We start from the raw sequence: 19,927 nt of genomic DNA, 5'->3' as shown, positions 1-19,927 counted from the left end.
TTAAACCTCAAGTTGGCGAAGAAGACTCACCATCTCAACAGCTGATAGCGCGGCTTCAGCGCCTTTGTTACCTGCTTTCGTGCCAGAGCGCTCGATTGCCTGCTCGATAGAGTTCACTGTCAGAACGCCGTTTGCAACTGGGATATCAAAGTCGAGAGATACCTGGGCTACACCTTTAGACGCTTCGTTAGAGACGTACTCAAAGTGTGGCGTACCACCACGAATTACCGCACCCAGTGCGATGATTGCATCATCTTGTTTCTGTTGAGCGACGCGCTTAACCGCCAATGGAATCTCAAACGCACCCGGTACACGAACGATGCGGATATTATCTTCAGAAACGCCGTGGCGTTTAAGAACGTCGATAGCACCTTCTAATAGGCTCTCTACGACAAATGAATTGAAACGGCCAACAACGATTGTGTAGCGACCATTTGCAGCGACAAAATCGCCTTCAACTACTTTTACACTCATGATCTTTTACTCTGCAAAAGGGATGTATTCATCAATCTCAAGATCAAAGCCTGAGATTGCATTAAATTTCATTGGTGAACTGAGCAGGCGCATTTTACCTACCCCAAGATCACGTAGAATCTGTGAACCTGTACCTACTGTCAGGTAAGCGCCGGACGCGCTGACATTCACTTTAGACGGTTTAGAACCACTGGTGATCTGGCTGATAGAGTCGCCAAGATCGATGCGATTACCACTATCCAGAAGCAGGGCAACACCCTTACCTTCTGCAGCGATACGCTCTAGTGCGCGACGCAGTGTCCACTTAGCTTCACTCTCCTCAGCTACGCCAACCACGTCACGCAGAACTTCAGAGCGGTTGTGTACACGAACCATAGTCGGCTCATCAGCACTGATATCACCTTTGTGAAGTGCAAGGTGGGTACAACCGAGGATCTCATCGTTATAGGTCGTGTAATTAAATTGACCGTAATCTGTCTCCAGTGAACCGGTGTCTGCCACCGTCACTGTCTGTTCATTAGTCGTACGGTAGTGGATTAGATCTGCAATGGTACCGATCTTCAAACCGTGCTCTTTAGCAAAGATCTCAAGATCGGGACGACGCGCCATGGTGCCATCTTCGTTCATCACTTCGACGATCACAGACGCTGCGCTCATGCCTGCCATACGAGCTAGATCACAACCCGCTTCTGTATGACCGGCACGGCTTAGAACACCACCTGGTTGCGCCATCAATGGGAAGATGTGACCCGGCTGAACGATGTCCTCAGGTTTAGCATCACCCCGCACGGCTGTACGCACAGTATGGGCACGATCAGCGGCTGATATACCCGTGGTCACACCTTCAGCAGCTTCAATAGAGACCGTGAAGTTGGTGGAGTAGGCTGCACCGTTGCTCTGCACCATCAGCGGTAGGTTCAGACGTTCACAGTGTTCACGCGTCAGGGTAAGACAGATTAGACCGCGGGCATTCTTCGCCATGAAGTTGATGTCATCTGGACGCACCATTTCGGCCGCAATCACTAGATCACCTTCATTCTCACGATCTTCATCATCCATCAAGATAACCATCTTACCTTGGCGAATGTCGTCGAGTAGCTCTTCGACGCTGTTTAATTGCATATCCACTCCTAAATTAACGCCTGTGCATAAAGCCTGCAGAGGCCAACATCTCCAATGAAATCCCTTCACTGGACGATTCAGATTCCTGCTTCGTTTGAAGCAAACGCTCTAAGTAGCGAGCGATCATATCCACTTCGATATGAACACCATGCCCCACTTCATACTGACTAATGATCGTCGTATCTGCCGTATGAGGCACAATGTTGAGGTGAAAACTGTCTGCATCAACACTGTTCACCGTCAAACTTACGCCGTCTATTGTAACCGATCCCTTCGGCGCGATATAGCGAGCTAACGAGCTTGGCATGTCGACGGCGATGCGCACTGAGCGGGCATCGCGCTCAATGGAAGCGATGCTACCCACACCATCGACATGTCCAGAGACTAAGTGCCCGCCTAGACGGGTTGTTGGCAGCAGTGCTTTTTCAAGATTGACCGCTTCACCGGGTTGCAGATCCATCAATCGAGTATGTGCCAGACTCTCTTGCGAAACATCGGCCGTGAAATGTTGCTGATCATACTCAATGACGGTGAGACAGACCCCGTTGGTGGCAATACTGTCACCTAATGCCACATCAGACATATCCAATTGACCCGTTGCTAAGGTCAATCGAAGGTCGCCACCAACCTCTTGTTTGGCAGCGACGGTACCGATCGCTTCTATAATTCCGGTAAACACCTTCTGCTCCTAAACCGTCCAGGTCATACGAAGATCATGACCAAACTGTCGGACATCTTTCAGTTTCATCTCGATCGCTTCAGACATCTCAGTTAATGGAAGCTCAGCTAGCGGGCGTGCATCAGACCCCATCAATTTAGGTGCCATATAGTGAACCAACTCATCCACTAGCCCTGCTTCTAGCATGGCTCCGGCTAACTGGGCGCCACACTCAACCAACACTTCATTACAGGACTCTTTTTCCGCCAAATAGCTAAGCAACTGCGGCAGATCGATACGCCCTGCCTCGTTCGCTAGTTGAACCTGTTCAGCACCCTCAAGTAGGTTGCAGTCGTTTGCAGCGACAACCTGTAAGGTTCTGCCAGGCAGCGCCAGCATCTGGGCTGAGGCTGGCAGTCTTCCCTGAGAATCCAGTACCACGCGCAACGGCTGACGAACTTCAGTCAGAGGCACAACGGATGCAGGCAACTGAGCTTCCCGAACCGTCAAAGCAGAGTCATCTTGTAGTACCGATCCGACCCCGGTAATCACTGCACTACTGCGGGCACGCAATCGTTGCACATCGGCACGCGCTTCAGGCCCAGTAATCCACTGCGACTCACCCGATGCCATGGCCGTTCGGCCATCAATACTGGTGGCAAGTTTCAATCTAACAAAAGGACGGCCGCGCTCCATTCTGGAAAGAAACCCAGGATTCAGTGCCCGCGCTTCACTCTCAAGTAACCCGGCAGCCGCATCGATTCCCGCCGCTTTCAACATTGCAATGCCTTTTCCGGCGACTTCAGGGTTTGGATCAACCATGGCCGCAACGACACGCGTCACTCCGGCGTCGATGAGTCCTTGAGAGCAGGGTGGCGTCCGACCAAAGTGGCTGCAGGGTTCCAGAGTGACATAGGCAGTCGCACCGGTTGCATCACCGGCCGCTTTTAACGCGTTGACTTCTGCATGGCCCTCACCGGCGCGCTGGTGGTAACCCTCGCCGATAATCACACCATCGCGCACCAATACACAGCCGACTCTGGGGTTAGGGTCTGTGGTGTAGGTGCCTTTAGCCGCCAGCTGTATGGCTCTTGCCATGTACTGGCGATCTTCGATCGTAAAACTCAAAGTAGCTCGTCTCCAAACAGATCTGGACTATCTGGAACCTGTGGCTCCGGTTTTTTCTGACGAGATTTACGACTCGGTTTCGATTTAGGTTCTGGTTGGGCGTTAGCCGTCAGTGCCGATTTCGAGGCACTTTTAGTCTCAACTACTTCGGGCTCAGCTAGACGCTCAATTTCAAGTTTAAACTCATTGATGTCTTGGAAGTCACGGTAGACCGAAGCAAAACGAACGTAAGCGACCTGATCAAGCTTACGCAGTTCAGCCATGACCGCTTCGCCGACCAGTTTTGACTCAATTTCACGCTCTCCCGGTGCACGCAAACGCTGCTTTACACGGTTCAAACAGGCTTCAATCTGTTCAATACTGACCGGGCGCTTCTCTAGGGAACGTGTAATACCTGAACGGAGTTTCTCTTCGTCGAACGGCTGGCGACTGCCATCATTCTTAATCAGACGCGGCATTAACAGTTCAGCCGCTTCAAAGGTGGTGAATCGCTCATGACAGCTCACGCATTCGCGACGACGACGAACCTGCTGACCTTCTGAGATCAGTCTTGAGTCGTTCACTTTGGTGTCCGATGCGCCACAGTAGGGACAATGCATATTGGCCTCTCAGTGCTGTTAAAAGAGCGAAAAAGGGCAGCTCAATGCTGCCCTCGGTATTCTATGTGGTTGAGAGCGAACTCTCAAATCCACAATTAAGCGTAAACTGGGTACTTCGCGCAGATCGCTTTAACCTGCTCTTTCACGCGGTTGATCACATCATCATTGTCGATGTTCTCAAGCACGTCACAGATCCAGTTAGTTAGCTCAGCCACTTCAGCCTCTTTGAAGCCACGACGAGTAACGGCTGGAGTACCGATACGTAGACCTGAAGTGACGAACGGTGAACGTGGGTCGTTTGGAACCGAGTTCTTGTTCACAGTGATGTTAGCACGACCTAGTGCCGCATCAGCATCTTTACCGCTGTACTCTTTGCCAATTAGGCTCAGTAGGAATAGGTGGTCATCAGTACCGCCAGAAACGACATCAAAGCCACGCTGCTGGAATACTTCAGCCATCGCCTGTGCATTCTTAACAACCTGTGCTTGGTACGCTTTCCACTCTGGCTCCATCGCCTCTTTGAAGCAGACAGCCTTAGCCGCGATAACGTGCATCAATGGACCGCCCTGAGACTCTGGGAATACCGCAAAGTTCAGTTTCTTCTGCAGCTCTTCATCAGCGCGCGCAGATAGAATCAAACCACCACGTGGTCCGCCCAGTGTTTTGTGAGTCGTTGTTGTCACGACGTCAGCGTATGGCAGTGGGCTTGGGTAAACGCCAGCAGCCACTAGGCCTGCAATGTGTGCCATATCGACAAATAGGTATGCACCCACTTTGTCAGCGATTTCACGGAACTTAGCCCAATCAACGACACGCGAGTAAGCAGAGAAACCGGCAATGATCATTTTCGGTTTATTTTCTAGAGCAAGACGCTCAACTTCCGCGTAGTCTAGGTCACCGTTCTCATCAAGACCGTACTGGAAGGCATTGTAGATACGGCCTGAGAAAGAGACTGCAGCACCGTGAGTCAAGTGACCACCGTGTGCAAGGCTCATACCCAAAATAGTATCGCCGGCTTTACAAAGCGCCATAAATACAGCCGCGTTAGCTTGTGAACCTGAGTGTGGCTGAACGTTTGCAAACGTTGCACCGAAAAGCTCTTTAGCACGCTCAATCGCAAGCGTTTCTGCTTTATCAACGTACTCACAACCGCCGTAGTAACGTTTGCCTGGGTAACCTTCCGCGTACTTGTTAGTAAGAACTGAACCCTGCGCTTCCATAACACGTGGGCTGGTGTAGTTCTCTGACGCAATGAGCTCGATGTGCTCTTCTTGACGCGTCTCTTCAGACTGCATTGCTGCCCAAAGTTCTGCATCGTAGCTAGCGATGTTCATATCCTTACTAAACATGGAGATCCCCTGTATTGGTTCAACGATCTGACGACTTTGGCTGCAATCGAGAAGCCTGGTCAGCTCGAAAGATTTTGATGGCGCGCATTATAAGGCAAAACGGGTAGAAAAATCACTTGAAAAGCGATCAGGTCAACCTGCAATTGTTCTCAAGTTTAAGTGTGCCGCCCTGTGATTTGACCGCCCCCTATCTGGTATACTCTGCGCAACCTTTTTAAATGGGTCATGCAACGGCGTTGTAGCCCAGATATTTTGCTAGGAATCAACACATGGCACAGTTTGTCTACTCAATGAACCGCGTTGGTAAGGTGGTCCCACCTAAACGCGAAATTCTTAAAGATATCTCTCTATCCTTTTTCCCTGGCGCGAAGATCGGTGTCCTCGGTCTTAACGGTGCAGGTAAATCAACGCTGCTAAAAATCATGGCAGGCGTTGATCAGGATTACATCGGTGAAGCGCGCCCAATGCCCGGCATTAACGTCGGTTACCTACCGCAGGAGCCTGAGCTGGATGAGACAAAAACCGTTCGTGAAGTGATCGAAGAGGCGGTGGCCGATGTTAAAGGCGCTATGGCTGAGCTGGACGAAGTCTACGCAGCATACGCTGACCCAGATGCTGATTTTGATGCCCTAGCTAAACGCCAAGGCGAATTAGAGAACCTGATCACCGCCAAAGATGGTCACAACCTTGATACAGCATTAGAGCGTGCGGCCGATGCGATGCGTCTACCGCCTTGGGATGCTGAGGTAAAACACCTATCTGGTGGTGAGCGCCGCCGTGTTGCTCTGTGTCGTTTGCTGCTTGATCACCCAGACATGCTGCTACTCGACGAGCCGACCAACCACCTGGATGCTGAGTCGATCGCATGGATCGAACGCTTCCTCCAGGAGTACCCTGGCACCGTGGTTGCGATTACCCACGACCGTTACTTCCTTGATAACGCGGCTGGTTGGATTCTGGAACTGGACCGTGGCCATGGTATTCCATGGGAAGGCAACTACAGCTCTTGGCTAGAGCAGAAAGATGCACGTCTAGAGCAAGAAGCGAAACAAGAAGCGGCTCACCAGAAAGCGATCAAAGCGGAACTTGAGTGGGTTCGCCAAGGCGCTAAAGGTCGTCAATCGAAATCGAAAGCGCGTTTGAAGCAGTTCGAAGAGATGAACTCTAAAGAGTTTCAGACTCGTAACGAGACACAAGAGATCTACATTCCACCTGGCCCACGCCTAGGTGACAAGGTGATCGAACTGAATAACGTGACTAAGAGCTACGGCGACAAGTTGCTATTCGAGAACCTAAACTTCTCCATCCCACCGGGTGCAATCGTCGGCATCATCGGCCCTAACGGGGCCGGTAAATCGACTCTATTCCGCATGATTGCCGGTGAAGAGCAGCCAGATTCAGGCTCTGTAGAGCTTGGTTCAACGGTACAGCTTGCCTACGTCAACCAGTCTCGCGAATTAGATGGCAACAAGACGGTCTTCGAAGAGATCTCTGACGGTTCAGATATGATCACGGTCGGCAACTACACCACACCTTCACGCGCCTACTGTGGTCGCTTCAACTTCCGCGGCTCCGATCAGCAGAAGTTTGTCAAAGATCTTTCAGGTGGTGAGCGTAACCGCCTGCATATGGCGAAACTGCTTAAAGAGGGTGGCAACGTGCTGCTTCTCGATGAGCCGACCAACGACCTCGATATCGAGACACTTCGTGCACTTGAGGAGGCGATTCTAGCCTTCCCAGGTTCTGCGGTAGTGATTTCCCACGACCGTTGGTTCCTAGACCGTATCTGTACGCACATGATCGCCTACGAAGGTGACTCACAGGTGACCTTCTTCGAAGGTAACTACACTGAGTACGCGGAAGACTACAAAAAACGCTTCGGCAAAGATCATCAGCCAGAGCGTATCAAGTATCGCCGCATGAGCTAAGCTCCTGCCACCATCAAAAAAGCCGCTTCTCAGCGGCTTTTTTTATCTCTCAATCCTGATCAAAAACCAGATCTGCCTTTCGGCTTCGTTCTACCACCGTTTTGGCGTTCGGAAGGTCGTTCTTCCAAGCTTTTTGCTCAGCCTGCTGTTGTGTGTAGCCATGATCTAACCAACGTTGGATCAGACGACGTTCCAGCTCTTCAAATGTGGGTGATGTGAACACTGTCAGATCAAAATAGGGGGCCAACTCTGACCAAGGCGCCTCGTCTAGTAGAAGGTAGTTACCCTCTACTACGACCACTTCACACCCTTTAGGCAGAAGACCCGCATCGATATGACTCGCCTCAATTGAGCGATCAAAAATGGGGTAACGCACATCAGCATCCGCTTGTTTAATACGTCTTACTAGGCTGATCAATCCCTGCACATCGAAGGTGTCTGGAGCACCCTTTCGATCTAGACGACCTCGTTCGACCAGGATCTCATTGGTTAGATGAAATCCATCCATTGGGATAACAGCGGCCTGTCCATCCCCTTTGGTGTTATTGTAAGTGTCGACCAGCTCCTCAGAGAACGTCGACTTGCCGGCACCGGGCGGGCCAACAACAGCGATGACAACCCGTGTGCCAAGCTGATGATAATTGGTTAACCATGAGAGTAGATGTTGTACCTGTTTTGAAATCATTAGTGCTAACTCAGATTAGATAGAGTCTAAGGCTTCAGAGAGGCGATCAACGGCGATGATCTTCATACCCGGAACGTTCTCTTTTGGCTTGTTCCCTTTGGGCACAATCGCACGAGTAAAGCCGTGTTTAGCCGCCTCTTTAATTCGCTCCTGCCCGTTTGGCACTGGACGAATCTCACCGGACAAGCCAACTTCACCAAAGACGATCAAGTCGGTTGGCAGTGACTTATCACGAAAACTGGAGACAATCGCCGTTAATAGCGCCAAATCCGCGCTGGTCTCCATGACTCGTATGCCGCCAACCACGTTGATAAACACATCTTGATCACCGGTCATTAATCCACCATGACGGTTCAATACCGCTAAAAGCATCGCCAGTCGATTTTGGTCCATCCCCACGGCCACACGTTTAGGGTTGGAGTGGTGCGATGTATCGACTAGGGCTTGAAGCTCGACCAGCATCGGACGGGTGCCCTCCCAAACCACCATCACGACACTGCCCGGCCTTGCATTATCATCACGACTTAGAAAGATAGAGCTGGGGTTCTTAACCTCTTTTAACCCTGTCTCGAGCATGGCAAACACACCCAACTCATTAACGGCGCCAAAACGGTTTTTATGGCTGCGCAGTGTGCGGAATCGGCTGTCGCTCTCGCCCTCTAGTTGCAGTGAACAGTCGATCATATGCTCTAGTACTTTAGGGCCTGCTAATGAGCCATCTTTGGTCACATGACCTACCAGAAAGATCACCGTGCCCGTCTGTTTGGCGTAACGCGTTAAATAGGCCGCACTTTCACGAACCTGAGATACAGAACCTGGTGCAGACTGGACATCGGAAACGTGCATCACCTGAATAGAGTCGATGACTAACACCTTAGGCTTGAGTTGATCCGCCACATCACAGATAGTCTCGACAGAGGTCTCAGAGAGCATCTTCAGATCCCCAACTGCTAGGCCTAAGCGTTTAGCACGCATGGCGACCTGTTGCAGTGACTCCTCACCGGTCACATAGAGTGCTGGCATATCGGCCACCAGTGCGGCCATGGTTTGTAACAACAGGGTCGATTTACCGGCACCGGGATGCCCACCGATCAACACGGCAGATCCAGGTACTAAGCCGCCCCCTAGGACTCGGTCCAATTCACCGATCTTACTGCTGATACGATCTGTCGCTTTCAGCTCCACCTCTGAGAGGCTCACCACTTTCGACTGACCCGCTTCACCGGCATAACCCTGACGACGCACGGCAGCCTGAGCACCACCTGCCGGTGCAGAGCCAAGACGCACCTCTTTCAATGAGTTCCAAGCTTTACAGGCAGTACATTGCCCTTGCCATTTACTGTAATCAGCTCCGCACTCGTCGCAGACGTAGGCTAACTTTGCCTTTGCCATATAAGGTTATTACTCCATAGAAGTTGCGTAAGGTTTGGATTACGCGTACAAAATGTCTATCTATTTTGCATTAAGCGTAGATCAATAAGAAGAGAAGGAAAGATAAATGAAATTGGAAACACAAGCGGTACACGCGGGCTATCAAATCGATCCAACCACCAAGTCGGTTGCGGTACCTATCTACCAGACAACCTCTTACGCTTTTGACGACGCACAGCATGGCGCTGACCTATTCGACCTTAAAGTAGTCGGCAACATCTATACGCGCATCATGAACCCAACGACTGACGTTTTAGAGCAGCGTGTCGCAGCGCTAGAAGGTGGCATTGCCGGTCTTGCCGTCGCTTCAGGTATGGCAGCGATCACTTACGCCATTCAGACCATTGCCGAAGTCGGTGACAACATCATCTCGGCCAGCGATCTTTACGGCGGTACCTACAACCTATTTGCACACACACTGCCACGCCAAGGCATTGAGGTACGCTTTGTAGCCAGCAATGACATAGCCGCCATCGAATCTAAAATTGATGCGCGTACCAAAGCGCTCTACTGTGAATCGGTTGGCAACCCATCGGGCCGTGTTGCAGACATCGAAGCACTGGCAGAGGTCGCACACCGTCACGGCATCCCGCTGATCTGTGACAACACCGTTCCAAGCCCTGCGCTTTGGCGTCCCATTGAACAGGGTGCCGATATCATCGTGACTGCTGCCACTAAATACATCGGCGGCCACGGCAACTCCATTGGTGGTGTGATTGTCGATTCCGGCAACTTCCCCTGGGCTGAGCATGCAGACCGCTTCCCGCTTCTCAATACGCCTGACATCTCTTACCACGGCGTAGTCTATACAGAAGCCTTTGGTCCGGCGGCATTCATCGGCCGTTGTCGCGTAGTGCCTCTGCGTAATACCGGCGCAGCGATCTCTCCAATGAACGTCTTCTTGTTGCTACAGGGCATTGAGACCTTGCCACTGCGTATGGAGCGCATCTGCTCAAACGCACAGAAAATCGCTGAGTTCCTTGAGAATCACGATCAGGTAACTTGGGTGAAATACGCAGGCCTTGCCTCGCACCAAGATAACGCACTGGCTAAGAAGTACATGGACGGTAATGCGTCTGGTGTCATGAGCTTTGGTGTCAAAGGTGGACGTGAAGCAACGCGTAAATTCTACGATGCTCTGCAGATCTTCCTGCGCCTAGTGAACATCGGTGACTGTAAGTCACTCGCCTCTATCCCCGCCGAAACGACTCACCGTCAGTTGAATGCCGAAGAGTTAGCCTCTGCCGGTGTAACTGAGGATATGGTGCGCCTATCGATCGGTATTGAGCACGTTGACGATCTGATTGCCGATCTTGATCAGGCATTAGCAAGCGTCTGATACGAAGAAGAGCCAACAAAAAGCCCGCAAATTTGCGGGCTTTTTACTGTTTATTAGCCGCTCGGGCTCAGTTTAATCATGATCGCAGAAGGTACTGCAGGTATGACCTTCAACCTGCGTGCCTTTCGCTTCGATCAGATTCACTGCTTCGATAAAGGTAGGGCGAATCATCTCTTTGCTGCTAACCGTGAAGCCAAGGTCACGCAATAGACCATCACCAAGACCGTAGATCCATCCGTGTACGTTTAGCTCTTGGCCCCGTGCCCAAGCATCGGTAACCGTGGTGGTGTTACAGACATTAAGTGCCTGCTCAACCACGTTGAGTTCACAAAGACGATCAACTTGATAGGGTTTCGCTTCCCACTGCCCCAGGAACTTGCGGTGATTATAGTAGACATCACGAATGTGGCTTAGCCAGTTATCGATTAGGCCGTGGCGTTCATCTTCCATAGAGGCTACGACACCACCACAGCCGTAGTGACCAACGACCATGATATCTTTGACTTTCAAGACATCGACTGCGTATTGAATCACCGACAGACAGTTCATGTCTGAGTGCACGACAAGATTCGAGACGTTGCGGTGAACAAACAGCTCGCCCGGCATCAGATCCACGATCTCATTGGCAGGGACGCGACTGTCAGCACAGCCTATCCAGAGATACTCCGGTGCTTGCTGTGCTGCCAAGGTTGCGAAAAACTCTGGATTAGCCCGGTGGATCTTTTCCGACCAGCCTCGGTTTTTTTCAAACAGCCCGCTCAGTTTTTTCATAGTCTCTCGTCTACCGCAGTCTCAGTTTAATCCTGGTGCTTCTTATTTGTGGCGCTTCTTATTTATGGTAAGGGACACTCAGCTCATGCACCGCATCGACAAAGATTTTGGCGTGATCTGGGTTCACAAACTGGTGAATACCGTGGCCAAGGTTGAATACGTGACCGGTACCCGAGCCGTAACCTTCAAGAATGCGGCTCACTTCAGCGCGTATAGTATCAGCCGGCGCATAAAGAACCGATGGATCCATGTTGCCTTGCAGTGCCACTTTATCACCGACACGACGACGCGCATCTGCAATGTCTGTTGTCCAATCAAGACCCAGTGCATCCGCACCCGCATCAGCCATCGACTCAAGCCACTGACCGCCGTTCTTAGTGAACATGATCACCGGTACTTTGCGACCATCGTATTCACGAATCAGACCATCGGCGATCTTCTTCATGTAGTCGAGTGAGAAGGCTTGGTACATAGGACCGCTCAGAGCACCACCCCAAGTATCAAAGATCTGAACCGCTTGAGCACCGCTGCGAATCTGCTCATTTAGGTAGAGCGTGACCGACTCAGCAAGCTTATCCATCAATTTGTGGAGTACTTCTGGTTGTGAATACATCATCGCTTTGATGTGACGGAAGTCTTTAGAAGAGCCCCCTTCGATCATGTAAGTCGCCAGTGTCCATGGGCTACCAGAGAAGCCGATTAGAGGAACACGGCCGTTCAACTCGGAACGAATGGTCTTCACCGCATCCATCACGTAGCCAAGATCTTTGACTGGGTCTGGAACCGGAATCGCGTCAACGTCTGCCTCTGTGCGTACCTCTTTCTTAAAGCGTGGGCCTTCACCCGCTTCAAAGTAGAGACCCAGACCCATCGCATCTGGAATCGTCAGAATGTCAGAGAATAGAATCGCCGCATCAAGATCGAAACGCTCTAGAGGTTGAATGGTCACCTCACAGGCTAGATCTTTGTTCATGCAGAGTGACATGAAGTCACCCGCCTGGGCGCGTGTTGCTTTGTACTCAGGAAGGTAACGACCCGCCTGGCGCATCATCCATACTGGCGTGTAATCGACTGGCTCTTTCAATAGAGCACGAAGAAAACGATCATTTTTCAATTCAGACATGTTCGCAAATTCCTAAAAATAACTGCGCAGATTGTACCTGCTTTGAGCCTGTTAAGCAGTTAATAAAAAGCCGCTGGGGTCAGCGGCTTTTGATGTAGATCAGCGAGGATTAAACCTCTAGGTAATCAAGAATACCTTCAGCTGCGTTACGGCCTTCGTAAATCGCGGTTACGACCAGGTCAGAGCCACGCACCATATCACCACCGGCAAACACTTTAGGGTTTGACGTCTGGAACGGCAGGCGATCACCCTCTAGTGCAGCATCGACACGACCGTCTTGGTGAAGGTTGATACCGAAATCAGCCATCCAAGGCGCTGGGCTAGGACGGAAACCGAATGCAACCAATACCGCATCAGCAGGTAGGATCTCTTCTGAACCTTCGACCACTTCTGCGCGACGACGACCGTTCTCATCGGGCTCACCCATCTGAGTCGTAACCACTTTGATACCGGTTACTTTGCCGTTTTCACCAACCACTTCAACGGGCTGACGGTTAAACATGAAGTTGACGCCCTCTTCACGCGCGTTTTCGACTTCGCGCTTAGAGCCTGGCATATTCTCTTCGTCACGGCGGTAAGCACAGGTTACGCTCGCCGCTTTTTGACGGATCGAGGTACGGTTACAGTCCATCGCAGTGTCACCACCACCAAGCACAACAACCTTCTTACCTTCCATGCTGATGTATTCAGAAGCATCTTTCTCGTAGCCACGGCAGTGGTTTACGTTAGAGATCAAGAAAGGCAGTGCATCGTAGACACCGTCAAGATCTTCACCTGGGAAACCACCCTTCATGTAGGTGTAAGTACCCATGCCAAGGAAGACTGCATCGAACTGATCAACCAGTTCCTGCATCGTGATGTCTTTACCCACTTCAGTGTTCAGTTTGAACTCAACACCCATCGCTTCGAAGATCTCACGACGCTGAACCATGACATCTTTCTCAAGCTTAAACTCAGGAATACCGAAGGTCAGTAGACCGCCGATCTCTGGGTTACGATCGAATACCACTGGCTTAACGCCGTTACGCGCAAGGATGTCGGCACAACCAAGACCTGCAGGGCCTGCTCCGATAACAGCAACCTTCTTGTCAGTCCACGTCACATTGGACATGTCTGGACGCCAGCCCATCGCAAAAGCGGTATCCGTGATGTACTTCTCTACCGAACCGATGGTCACCGCACCAAACTCTTCGTTGAGTGTACAAGCGCCTTCACAGAGGCGATCTTGTGGGCAGACACGGCCACACACTTCGGGCAGTGAGTTTGTCTGGTGCGACAGAGTAGCCGCTTCAAACAAGTTACCCTCTGAAACCAACTTCAACCAGTTAGGGATGTGGTTGTGTACTGGGCATTTCCATGAACAGTATGGGTTACCACACTCAAGACAACGATGTGCCTGTGCGTTAACGTCCTCTTGCTCAAACGGCTGATAGATCTCAGCAAACTCGCCACGGCGTACTTCTGCTTCGATCTTTTCTGGGCCCTTACGGCCTACTTCAACAAACTGAAAATTGTTGTGAAGACGGGTAGTCATAGTCCCACCTCTTGTCTAAGCCCAGACGCATCTGGGCGATAATCTAATAAACCTAAATCTTACTCTGGAGCGTGTGTCATGCTGTTAAGCAGAACATCTAGGCTCGCCGCCTTTGGCTTAACCAGCCAGAAGCTGCCAAGGAAATCTTCGTAGTTATCCAGAATTTCCTGACCCCAAGCACTGCCCGTTTCACGAACGAATTCGATGATCACTGAGCGCAGGTGGTTTTTGTACTGCTCCATGTGTTCGGTGTGGATACGGTGGATATCAACCAATTCGTGGTTGTACTTATCCACGAAACTACGATCTTTATCCAGTACATAAGCGAAGCCGCCCGTCATACCTGCACCGAAGTTGTAACCTGTATCACCCAGAACCGTTACCAAACCGCCCGTCATGTACTCACAACAGTGATCACCGGCGCCTTCAACCACGGCATGTACACCTGAGTTACGAACACCGAAACGTTCACCTGCACAGCCCGCTGCGAACAACTTACCGCCCGTTGCACCGTATAGACAGGTGTTACCGATAATCGCAGTCTCTTGTGAGGCGTAAGTCACTTCAGAGAATGGTTTGATGACGATCTTACCGCCCGCCATGCCTTTACCAACGTAGTCGTTCGCATCACCCTCTAGAAGAAGGTTCTGACCACCGGCGTTCCAGACACCGAATGATTGACCAGCGTGGCCACGGAACTTAAAGGTAATTGGGCTGTTTTCCATGCCCAAGTTACCGTGTTTCTTAGCGATAGCACCCGAGGTGCGTGCACCCACTGATCGGTCACAGTTAGTGATCGTTAGTTCAAACTCACCGCCGGCTGCTGAATCGATTGCTGCTTGCGCCATCGCTAGCATATCAGTGTTTAGACGGCCTTCATCAAACGGAAGGTTGCGCTCTTGCTGAACCGTCTGTGGACGATCTGCTGGCACACCGGCATCGCTGATGAGTGGTGAAAGATCCAGTGATTTCTGACGATCTGTTTTGCCTTCGATGATCTCTAGTAGATCAACACGGCCAACCATCTCTTCGACAGTGCGCAGACCAAGCTGAGCCATGATCTGACGAACCTCTTCTGCCACAAAGCGGAAGTAGTTCTTAACCATCTCTACGGTACCGCGGAAGTGATCGCTACGTAGACGATCATTCTGCGTCGCAACACCGGTCGCACAGTTGTTCAAGTGACAGATACGTAAGTACTTACAACCTAATGCAACCATTGGCATGGTACCGAAACCGAAGCTCTCTGCACCCAGTAGCGCGCCTTTAACAACGTCTAGACCCGTTTTCAAACCACCGTCTGTCTGCAGACGAATCGCACCACGCAGGTGGTTACCGCGCAGTGACTGGTGAGTATCGGCTAGACCAAGTTCCCAAGGCGAGCCTGCGTAGTGAATCGACGTTAGAGGTGATGCCGCTGTACCACCGTCGTAACCAGAAATTGTGATCAAATCTGCGTAGGCTTTAGCAACACCACAGGCAATGGTACCAACACCTGGACGAGAGACGAGCTTCACAGAGACCAGACCTTCAGGATTCACCTGCTTAAGGTCGAAAATAAGCTGTGCCAAATCCTCGATCGAGTAGATATCGTGGTGCGGTGGAGGTGAGATCAATGTCACACCTGGCACCGAGTAACGTAGGCGTGCGATTAGGCTGTTAACCTTACCGCCTGGTAGCTGACCACCTTCACCCGGTTTCGCACCCTGAGCCACTTTAATCTGCATAACATCGGCATTCACCAGGTATTCCGGAGTCACACCAAAACGGCCCGATGCGATCTGCTTGATCTTAGAGCGCTTAATGGTGCCGTGACGGACAGGGTCTTCACCACCCTCACCTGAGTTAGAGCGACCGCCCAGTTCGTTCATAGCAACAGCTAGAGCTTCATGCGCCTCTGGAGAGAGTGCACCCAGCGACATTGCCGCTGTATCAAAACGTGGGTAAATCGCTTCAGCGGGTTCTACTTCATCAATACTAATCGGAGTGACATCTTTAAGCTTAAGCATGTCACGAATCGTCGCGATGCCACGTTCATTAACCAGTTTAGCGTAACGGTCGTAGTGCTTCTGATCACCCGACTTAACCGCTTCGTGGATCGCTTGTACCACATCTGGGTTGTAAGCATGGTACTCACCACCAAACTTGTACTTCAGTAGACCGCCATCAGTGATTGGCTTACGCGCGATGAAGGCAGTTTTAGCCAACGCCGCTTGGTCCTCTTCAAAGTGAGCAAATTTAGAGCCCTGAATACGGCTGGTAACCCCTTTGAAACAGAGATCAACCACTTCATCGCTAAGGCCGATCGCTTCAAACAACTGAGCACCACGGTACGACGCGATGGTTGAGATACCCATCTTAGATAGGATCTTGAATAGGCCTTTATCAATACCTTTACGGTAGTTCTCGTGGCTTTGTAGAGCATCTTGTAGCATCTCGCCAGTACGACAAAGATCAGTCAGCACACGGTAAGCCAAGTATGGGTAGACCGCGGTAGCACCAAAACCGAATAGAACTGCGAAATGGTGTGGGTCACGAGCCGTACCAGTCTCTACAATGATGTTGGCATCAGTACGGATACCTGTATCGATTAGACGGTGGTGAACGGCACCCGTCGCCATCGCTGCATGGATAGGTAACTTACCTTTCTCAATGTTGGCATCCGATAGGATGATGATCGATTTTCCAGCACGAACCTCAGCTTCAGCCTTATCACAGACAGCAACGATCGCTTTATCAAGCGATAACTCTTCTGGGTTGTAATTAAGATCGATAACAGCAACCTCAAACCCTTTTTCGTCGTTGTCACGAATACGGTAGAACTTGCTTGCAGAGAGTACTGGCATCGTCAATACAACACGACGAGCGTGATCCGCAGTCTCTTCAAATACATTTTGCTCACGACCTAGGCAGGTCTCTAGTGACATCACGATCGCTTCACGTAGTGGGTCGATTGGTGGGTTGGTCACCTGTGCAAACTGCTGACGGAAGTAGTCGTATGGCGAACGAATCTTCTCTGACAACACGGCCATTGGCTTGTCATCACCCATTGAGCCGACCGCTTCCATGCCACTTTCGCCCAACGGACGAAGTACCTGGTCACGCTCTTCAAAGCTTACATTGAACATTTTCATGTAAGTCTTGGTCTCTTCTGGAGACATATCACTGAGAGCTTCCGCTTCAACGGATAGATTCATCGTGTTCTCTAGACGCAGTGTGTTCTCTTTCAACCACTGCTTGTATGGCTGTGCCTTTTTAAGACGATTATCGACATCATCAGTGTGCAGTACATCACCTGTCTCTGTATCGATTGCCAGAATCTGACCCGGTCCAACACGGCCTTGAGCCACGATATCGCTTGGTTCGTAGCTGAATACACCGATCTCAGAAGCGGTACAGATCATGCCGTCTTTGGTCATTACCCATCGAGATGGGCGAAGACCGTTACGGTCTAGAAGACAGACCGCGTAACGACCATCAGTCATAACCATGCCAGCAGGACCATCCCAAGCTTCCATGTGCATTGAGTTGTACTCGTAGAATGCACGTAGCTCAGTGTCCATGGTGTCAACGTTCTGCCACGCAGGTGGAATGATCATACGAACCGCGCGGTAGATATCGATACCACCGACCAGTAGGAATTCGATCATGTTATCCATTGATGACGAGTCAGAGCCGGTGGTGTTAACGATTGGCTGTAACTCATCAAGATTTGGAATCAATGGAGTAGCAAATTTAGAGGCACGTGCACGAGCCCAGTTGCGGTTACCTTCTACCGTGTTGATCTCGCCATTGTGAGCAAGGAAACGGAATGGCTGTGCAAGAGGCCAGCGCGGTGCTGTGTTCGTTGAGAAGCGCTGGTGGTAGGTACACACCGCTGTCTTCAACTCAGGATCTGCAAGGTCTTTATAGAACACAGGAAGATCGACAGGCATCATCAAGCCTTTGTAGCTGATCACGCGCTCAGATAGGGTACAGATGTAGAAATCTGCATCATCAGACAGAGCGATCTCAACTTTACGGCGAGCCACAAACAGCGCAACTTCAAGCGCTTTTGCATCCATGTCTGACACATTGATCAGAACTTGTTCGATCTGTGGAAGCGTCTCTTTCGCGATAGGACCAAGGCAGCTGTCATCCGTCGGAACTACACGCCAGCCAGCAACGGTAAGGCCCTGCGCTTCAAGTTCGCGATTCATGACAGTACGAGCATTGTCAGCCGCCGCGGCATCCTTAGATAGGAATACCATGCCAACAGCAAAGGTGTCAGTCAGGTCGACATTCAACTCGTTCTTAGCGGCTGCACGCATGAAATCGCGTGGCATCTGCATCAACAGACCACAGCCATCACCCGTCTTACCATCCGCTGCAATACCACCACGGTGAGTCATGCAGGCCAATGCTTCAATGGCGTTATCAAGTACCTTATGACTTGCTTCGCCCTGCATGTGGGCCATTAGACCAAAACCGCAGTTATCTTTAAATTCATCCGCGCGATACAGACCGTTGCTCATACGCTATTCCTACCTAAAAACTTAAATAAAATCAGGCACTTAAAACCTGAATACACCTCTAGAGAAATGACACAGAGGCAAAATGGGACCGTAATTCTACACTTCTACGGCTCTGGCTACAAATCGACCAAGAAAAAACAAAAAACGCGCCAAGTTGGCGCGTTTTGTAAGTCGGAATTTTTTTATTCGCCGCTGTAGTGCTGCTTTAGTGTCGATTTTAGGGCTTCGGGGTCGACCTCGCTGGTAACGACTGCCTGACCTAGCTGTTGCAGCAAGACGAGTCGAATCTGACCGTCTAAAACCTTCTTATCAACCGACATCAACTCAATAAACCGATCCGGCGTCATATCTGCTGGAGGTGCTATCGGCAACTTCGCTCGACGCAAGAGTGTTTCAACACGTGCTAAATCAGCAGGCTCTAACCAACCGAGACGCATCGAAAGATCTGCAGCCATCCACATACCTGCTCCCACCGCTTCACCATGCAGCCAATTTCCGTAGCCCTGATCGGTCTCAATGGCATGGCCAAAGGTGTGACCAAGATTCAAAATGGCACGAATACCGCCTTCACGCTCATCTTGTGCAACGACCTCTGCTTTGATTTCACAAGAACGTTTAATGGCATATTCCATCAACTCAGGATCACAGTCGTTAAGTCCATCGATGTTCTTCTCCAGCCAAGCAAGAAATTCAACATCGTAGATCAAACCGTACTTGATCACTTCAGCAAGACCCGCGGCCAACTCACGCTCTGGGAGTGTCTTCAAGACATCGGTATCGGCCAATACCGCTTTGGGCTGATAAAAGGCACCGATCATATTCTTACCCAATGGATGGTTAACGCCCGTTTTCCCCCCCACCGATGAGTCTACCTGGGAGAGCAAGGTTGTCGGTATCTGAATGAAATCGACACCACGCTGATAGGAGGCCGCTGCGAAACCAGTCATATCTCCGATAACTCCACCACCTAGAGCGATCAGTGTGGTCGTGCGGTTGTGGCGCATCTGCAACAAGGCATCGAAAATAAGGTTAAGAGTATCTAAAGTTTTGAATGACTCACCGTCTGGCAGAATCACTTCGTCCACTTGAAGGCCAGGAAGCTGGTCACGCAGCGCGCTCAAGTAGAGTGGAGCAATCGTCTCATTGGTGACGATCATTACCTGCTTACCCCGAACCGCACCCGCAATATCTACTTTCTGAAAAAGATGGTCGCCTACGTAGATAGGGTAGCTACGGTCACCTAAGTCGACTTTTAACTCTTGCATGCGATGA

Annotated in this window: 14 protein-coding genes and 1 pseudogene; 2 read left to right on the top strand and 13 right to left on the bottom strand. The window is 50.8% G+C overall.

The features are described 5' to 3' along the window. The 6 genes and pseudogenes from ribE to glyA all read right to left on the bottom strand — a co-directional run bounded on the left by ribE (position 1) and on the right by glyA (position 5,330). Positions 1 to 474, bottom strand: a complete 474-nt coding sequence (gene ribE / locus XMG59_RS10110) for a 6,7-dimethyl-8-ribityllumazine synthase (protein ID WP_173480132.1) — start codon at positions 472 to 474, stop codon at positions 1 to 3. Between the two features lie 6 nt (positions 475 to 480). Continuing rightward, complete coding sequence (gene ribBA, locus XMG59_RS10105) at positions 481 to 1,596, bottom strand: bifunctional 3,4-dihydroxy-2-butanone-4-phosphate synthase/GTP cyclohydrolase II (protein ID WP_173480131.1); 1,116 nt, start codon at positions 1,594 to 1,596, stop codon at positions 481 to 483. Between the two features lie 13 nt (positions 1,597 to 1,609). Next, positions 1,610 to 2,275, bottom strand: a complete 666-nt coding sequence (locus XMG59_RS10100; protein WP_173480130.1) for a riboflavin synthase — start codon at positions 2,273 to 2,275, stop codon at positions 1,610 to 1,612. 9 nt (positions 2,276 to 2,284) lie between these two features. After that, the gene (gene ribD / locus XMG59_RS10095) at positions 2,285 to 3,382 is read right to left on the bottom strand and encodes a bifunctional diaminohydroxyphosphoribosylaminopyrimidine deaminase/5-amino-6-(5-phosphoribosylamino)uracil reductase RibD (RefSeq protein ID WP_254447109.1); all 1,098 of its coding nucleotides are present in this window, start codon (positions 3,380 to 3,382) and stop codon (positions 2,285 to 2,287) included. 137 nt (positions 3,383 to 3,519) lie between these two features. Beyond that, a pseudogene (gene nrdR / locus XMG59_RS10090) lies at positions 3,520 to 3,981 on the bottom strand (transcriptional regulator NrdR); the annotation flags it as partial. A 95-nt stretch (positions 3,982 to 4,076) separates the two neighbouring features. Further along, positions 4,077 to 5,330 (bottom strand): serine hydroxymethyltransferase, encoded by a 1,254-nt coding sequence (gene glyA, locus XMG59_RS10085; RefSeq protein WP_173480128.1) that lies wholly within the window; start codon positions 5,328 to 5,330, stop codon positions 4,077 to 4,079. Between the two features lie 269 nt (positions 5,331 to 5,599). On the opposite strand from glyA, the gene ettA reads away from it, so the two are divergent. Continuing rightward, the gene (gene ettA, locus XMG59_RS10080) at positions 5,600 to 7,258 is read left to right on the top strand and encodes an energy-dependent translational throttle protein EttA (RefSeq protein ID WP_173482760.1); all 1,659 of its coding nucleotides are present in this window, start codon (positions 5,600 to 5,602) and stop codon (positions 7,256 to 7,258) included. A 49-nt stretch (positions 7,259 to 7,307) separates the two neighbouring features. On the opposite strand, the gene XMG59_RS10075 is transcribed toward ettA, so the two are convergent. Both XMG59_RS10075 and radA read right to left on the bottom strand, forming a co-directional pair. Then, positions 7,308 to 7,943, bottom strand: coding sequence for a nucleoside/nucleotide kinase family protein (locus tag XMG59_RS10075; protein WP_173498648.1), 636 nt, complete (start codon positions 7,941 to 7,943; stop codon positions 7,308 to 7,310). Between the two features lie 15 nt (positions 7,944 to 7,958). Next, positions 7,959 to 9,335, bottom strand: coding sequence for a DNA repair protein RadA (gene radA / locus XMG59_RS10070; RefSeq protein WP_173489006.1), 1,377 nt, complete (start codon positions 9,333 to 9,335; stop codon positions 7,959 to 7,961). A 106-nt stretch (positions 9,336 to 9,441) separates the two neighbouring features. On the opposite strand from radA, the gene XMG59_RS10065 reads away from it, so the two are divergent. Next, on the top strand, positions 9,442 to 10,713 hold the full coding sequence (locus XMG59_RS10065) for an O-acetylhomoserine aminocarboxypropyltransferase/cysteine synthase family protein (protein ID WP_173482761.1): 1,272 nt from the start codon (positions 9,442 to 9,444) through the stop codon (positions 10,711 to 10,713). A gap of 72 nt (positions 10,714 to 10,785) precedes the next feature. Here the strand turns inward: XMG59_RS10065 and can are convergent, their stop codons facing one another. The 5 genes from can to aroB form a co-directional block, all read right to left on the bottom strand. Next, positions 10,786 to 11,484 (bottom strand): carbonate dehydratase, encoded by a 699-nt coding sequence (gene can, locus XMG59_RS10060; RefSeq protein WP_173498647.1) that lies wholly within the window; start codon positions 11,482 to 11,484, stop codon positions 10,786 to 10,788. Positions 11,485 to 11,542: 58 nt separating this feature from the next. Then, positions 11,543 to 12,607, bottom strand: a complete 1,065-nt coding sequence (gene hemE, locus XMG59_RS10055) for a uroporphyrinogen decarboxylase (protein ID WP_173498646.1) — start codon at positions 12,605 to 12,607, stop codon at positions 11,543 to 11,545. A 109-nt stretch (positions 12,608 to 12,716) separates the two neighbouring features. Next, positions 12,717 to 14,141 (bottom strand): FAD-dependent oxidoreductase, encoded by a 1,425-nt coding sequence (locus XMG59_RS10050; protein ID WP_173498645.1) that lies wholly within the window; start codon positions 14,139 to 14,141, stop codon positions 12,717 to 12,719. Positions 14,142 to 14,200: 59 nt separating this feature from the next. Then, positions 14,201 to 18,655 carry a glutamate synthase large subunit gene (gene gltB / locus XMG59_RS10045; RefSeq protein WP_173498644.1) on the bottom strand — a complete coding sequence of 1,485 codons (4,455 nt, stop codon included), beginning with the start codon at positions 18,653 to 18,655 and terminating at the stop codon, positions 14,201 to 14,203. A 182-nt stretch (positions 18,656 to 18,837) separates the two neighbouring features. Beyond that, positions 18,838 to 19,920 carry a 3-dehydroquinate synthase gene (gene aroB, locus XMG59_RS10040; protein WP_173482762.1) on the bottom strand — a complete coding sequence of 361 codons (1,083 nt, stop codon included), beginning with the start codon at positions 19,918 to 19,920 and terminating at the stop codon, positions 18,838 to 18,840. Positions 19,921 to 19,927 lie beyond the last annotated feature (7 nt).

Source organism: Marinobacterium sp. xm-g-59, from assembly GCF_013283315.1.
GTDB lineage: Bacteria > Pseudomonadota > Gammaproteobacteria > Pseudomonadales > Balneatricaceae > Marinobacterium_E.
The sequence above is the reverse complement of the archived record's forward strand: the minus strand, read 5'-3'. Positions and strand labels throughout refer to the sequence as shown.

Excerpts from the sequence above, each read along its gene's own strand:
- radA (WP_173489006.1), bottom strand. The coding sequence starts at position 9,335 with ATGGCAAAGGCAAAGTTAGCCTACGTCTGCGACGAGTGCGGAGCTGAT.
- ribBA (WP_173480131.1), bottom strand. The coding sequence starts at position 1,596 with ATGCAATTAAACAGCGTCGAAGAGCTACTCGACGACATTCGCCAAGGT.
- XMG59_RS10075 (WP_173498648.1), bottom strand. The coding sequence starts at position 7,943 with ATGATTTCAAAACAGGTACAACATCTACTCTCATGGTTAACCAATTAT.
- ettA (WP_173482760.1), top strand. The coding sequence starts at position 5,600 with ATGGCACAGTTTGTCTACTCAATGAACCGCGTTGGTAAGGTGGTCCCA.
- ribE (WP_173480132.1), bottom strand. The coding sequence starts at position 474 with ATGAGTGTAAAAGTAGTTGAAGGCGATTTTGTCGCTGCAAATGGTCGC.
- gltB (WP_173498644.1), bottom strand. The coding sequence starts at position 18,655 with ATGAGCAACGGTCTGTATCGCGCGGATGAATTTAAAGATAACTGCGGT.
- can (WP_173498647.1), bottom strand. The coding sequence starts at position 11,484 with ATGAAAAAACTGAGCGGGCTGTTTGAAAAAAACCGAGGCTGGTCGGAA.
- XMG59_RS10065 (WP_173482761.1), top strand. The coding sequence starts at position 9,442 with ATGAAATTGGAAACACAAGCGGTACACGCGGGCTATCAAATCGATCCA.
- XMG59_RS10050 (WP_173498645.1), bottom strand. The coding sequence starts at position 14,141 with ATGACTACCCGTCTTCACAACAATTTTCAGTTTGTTGAAGTAGGCCGT.
- glyA (WP_173480128.1), bottom strand. The coding sequence starts at position 5,330 with ATGTTTAGTAAGGATATGAACATCGCTAGCTACGATGCAGAACTTTGG.
- aroB (WP_173482762.1), bottom strand. The coding sequence starts at position 19,920 with ATGCAAGAGTTAAAAGTCGACTTAGGTGACCGTAGCTACCCTATCTAC.
- hemE (WP_173498646.1), bottom strand. The coding sequence starts at position 12,607 with ATGTCTGAATTGAAAAATGATCGTTTTCTTCGTGCTCTATTGAAAGAG.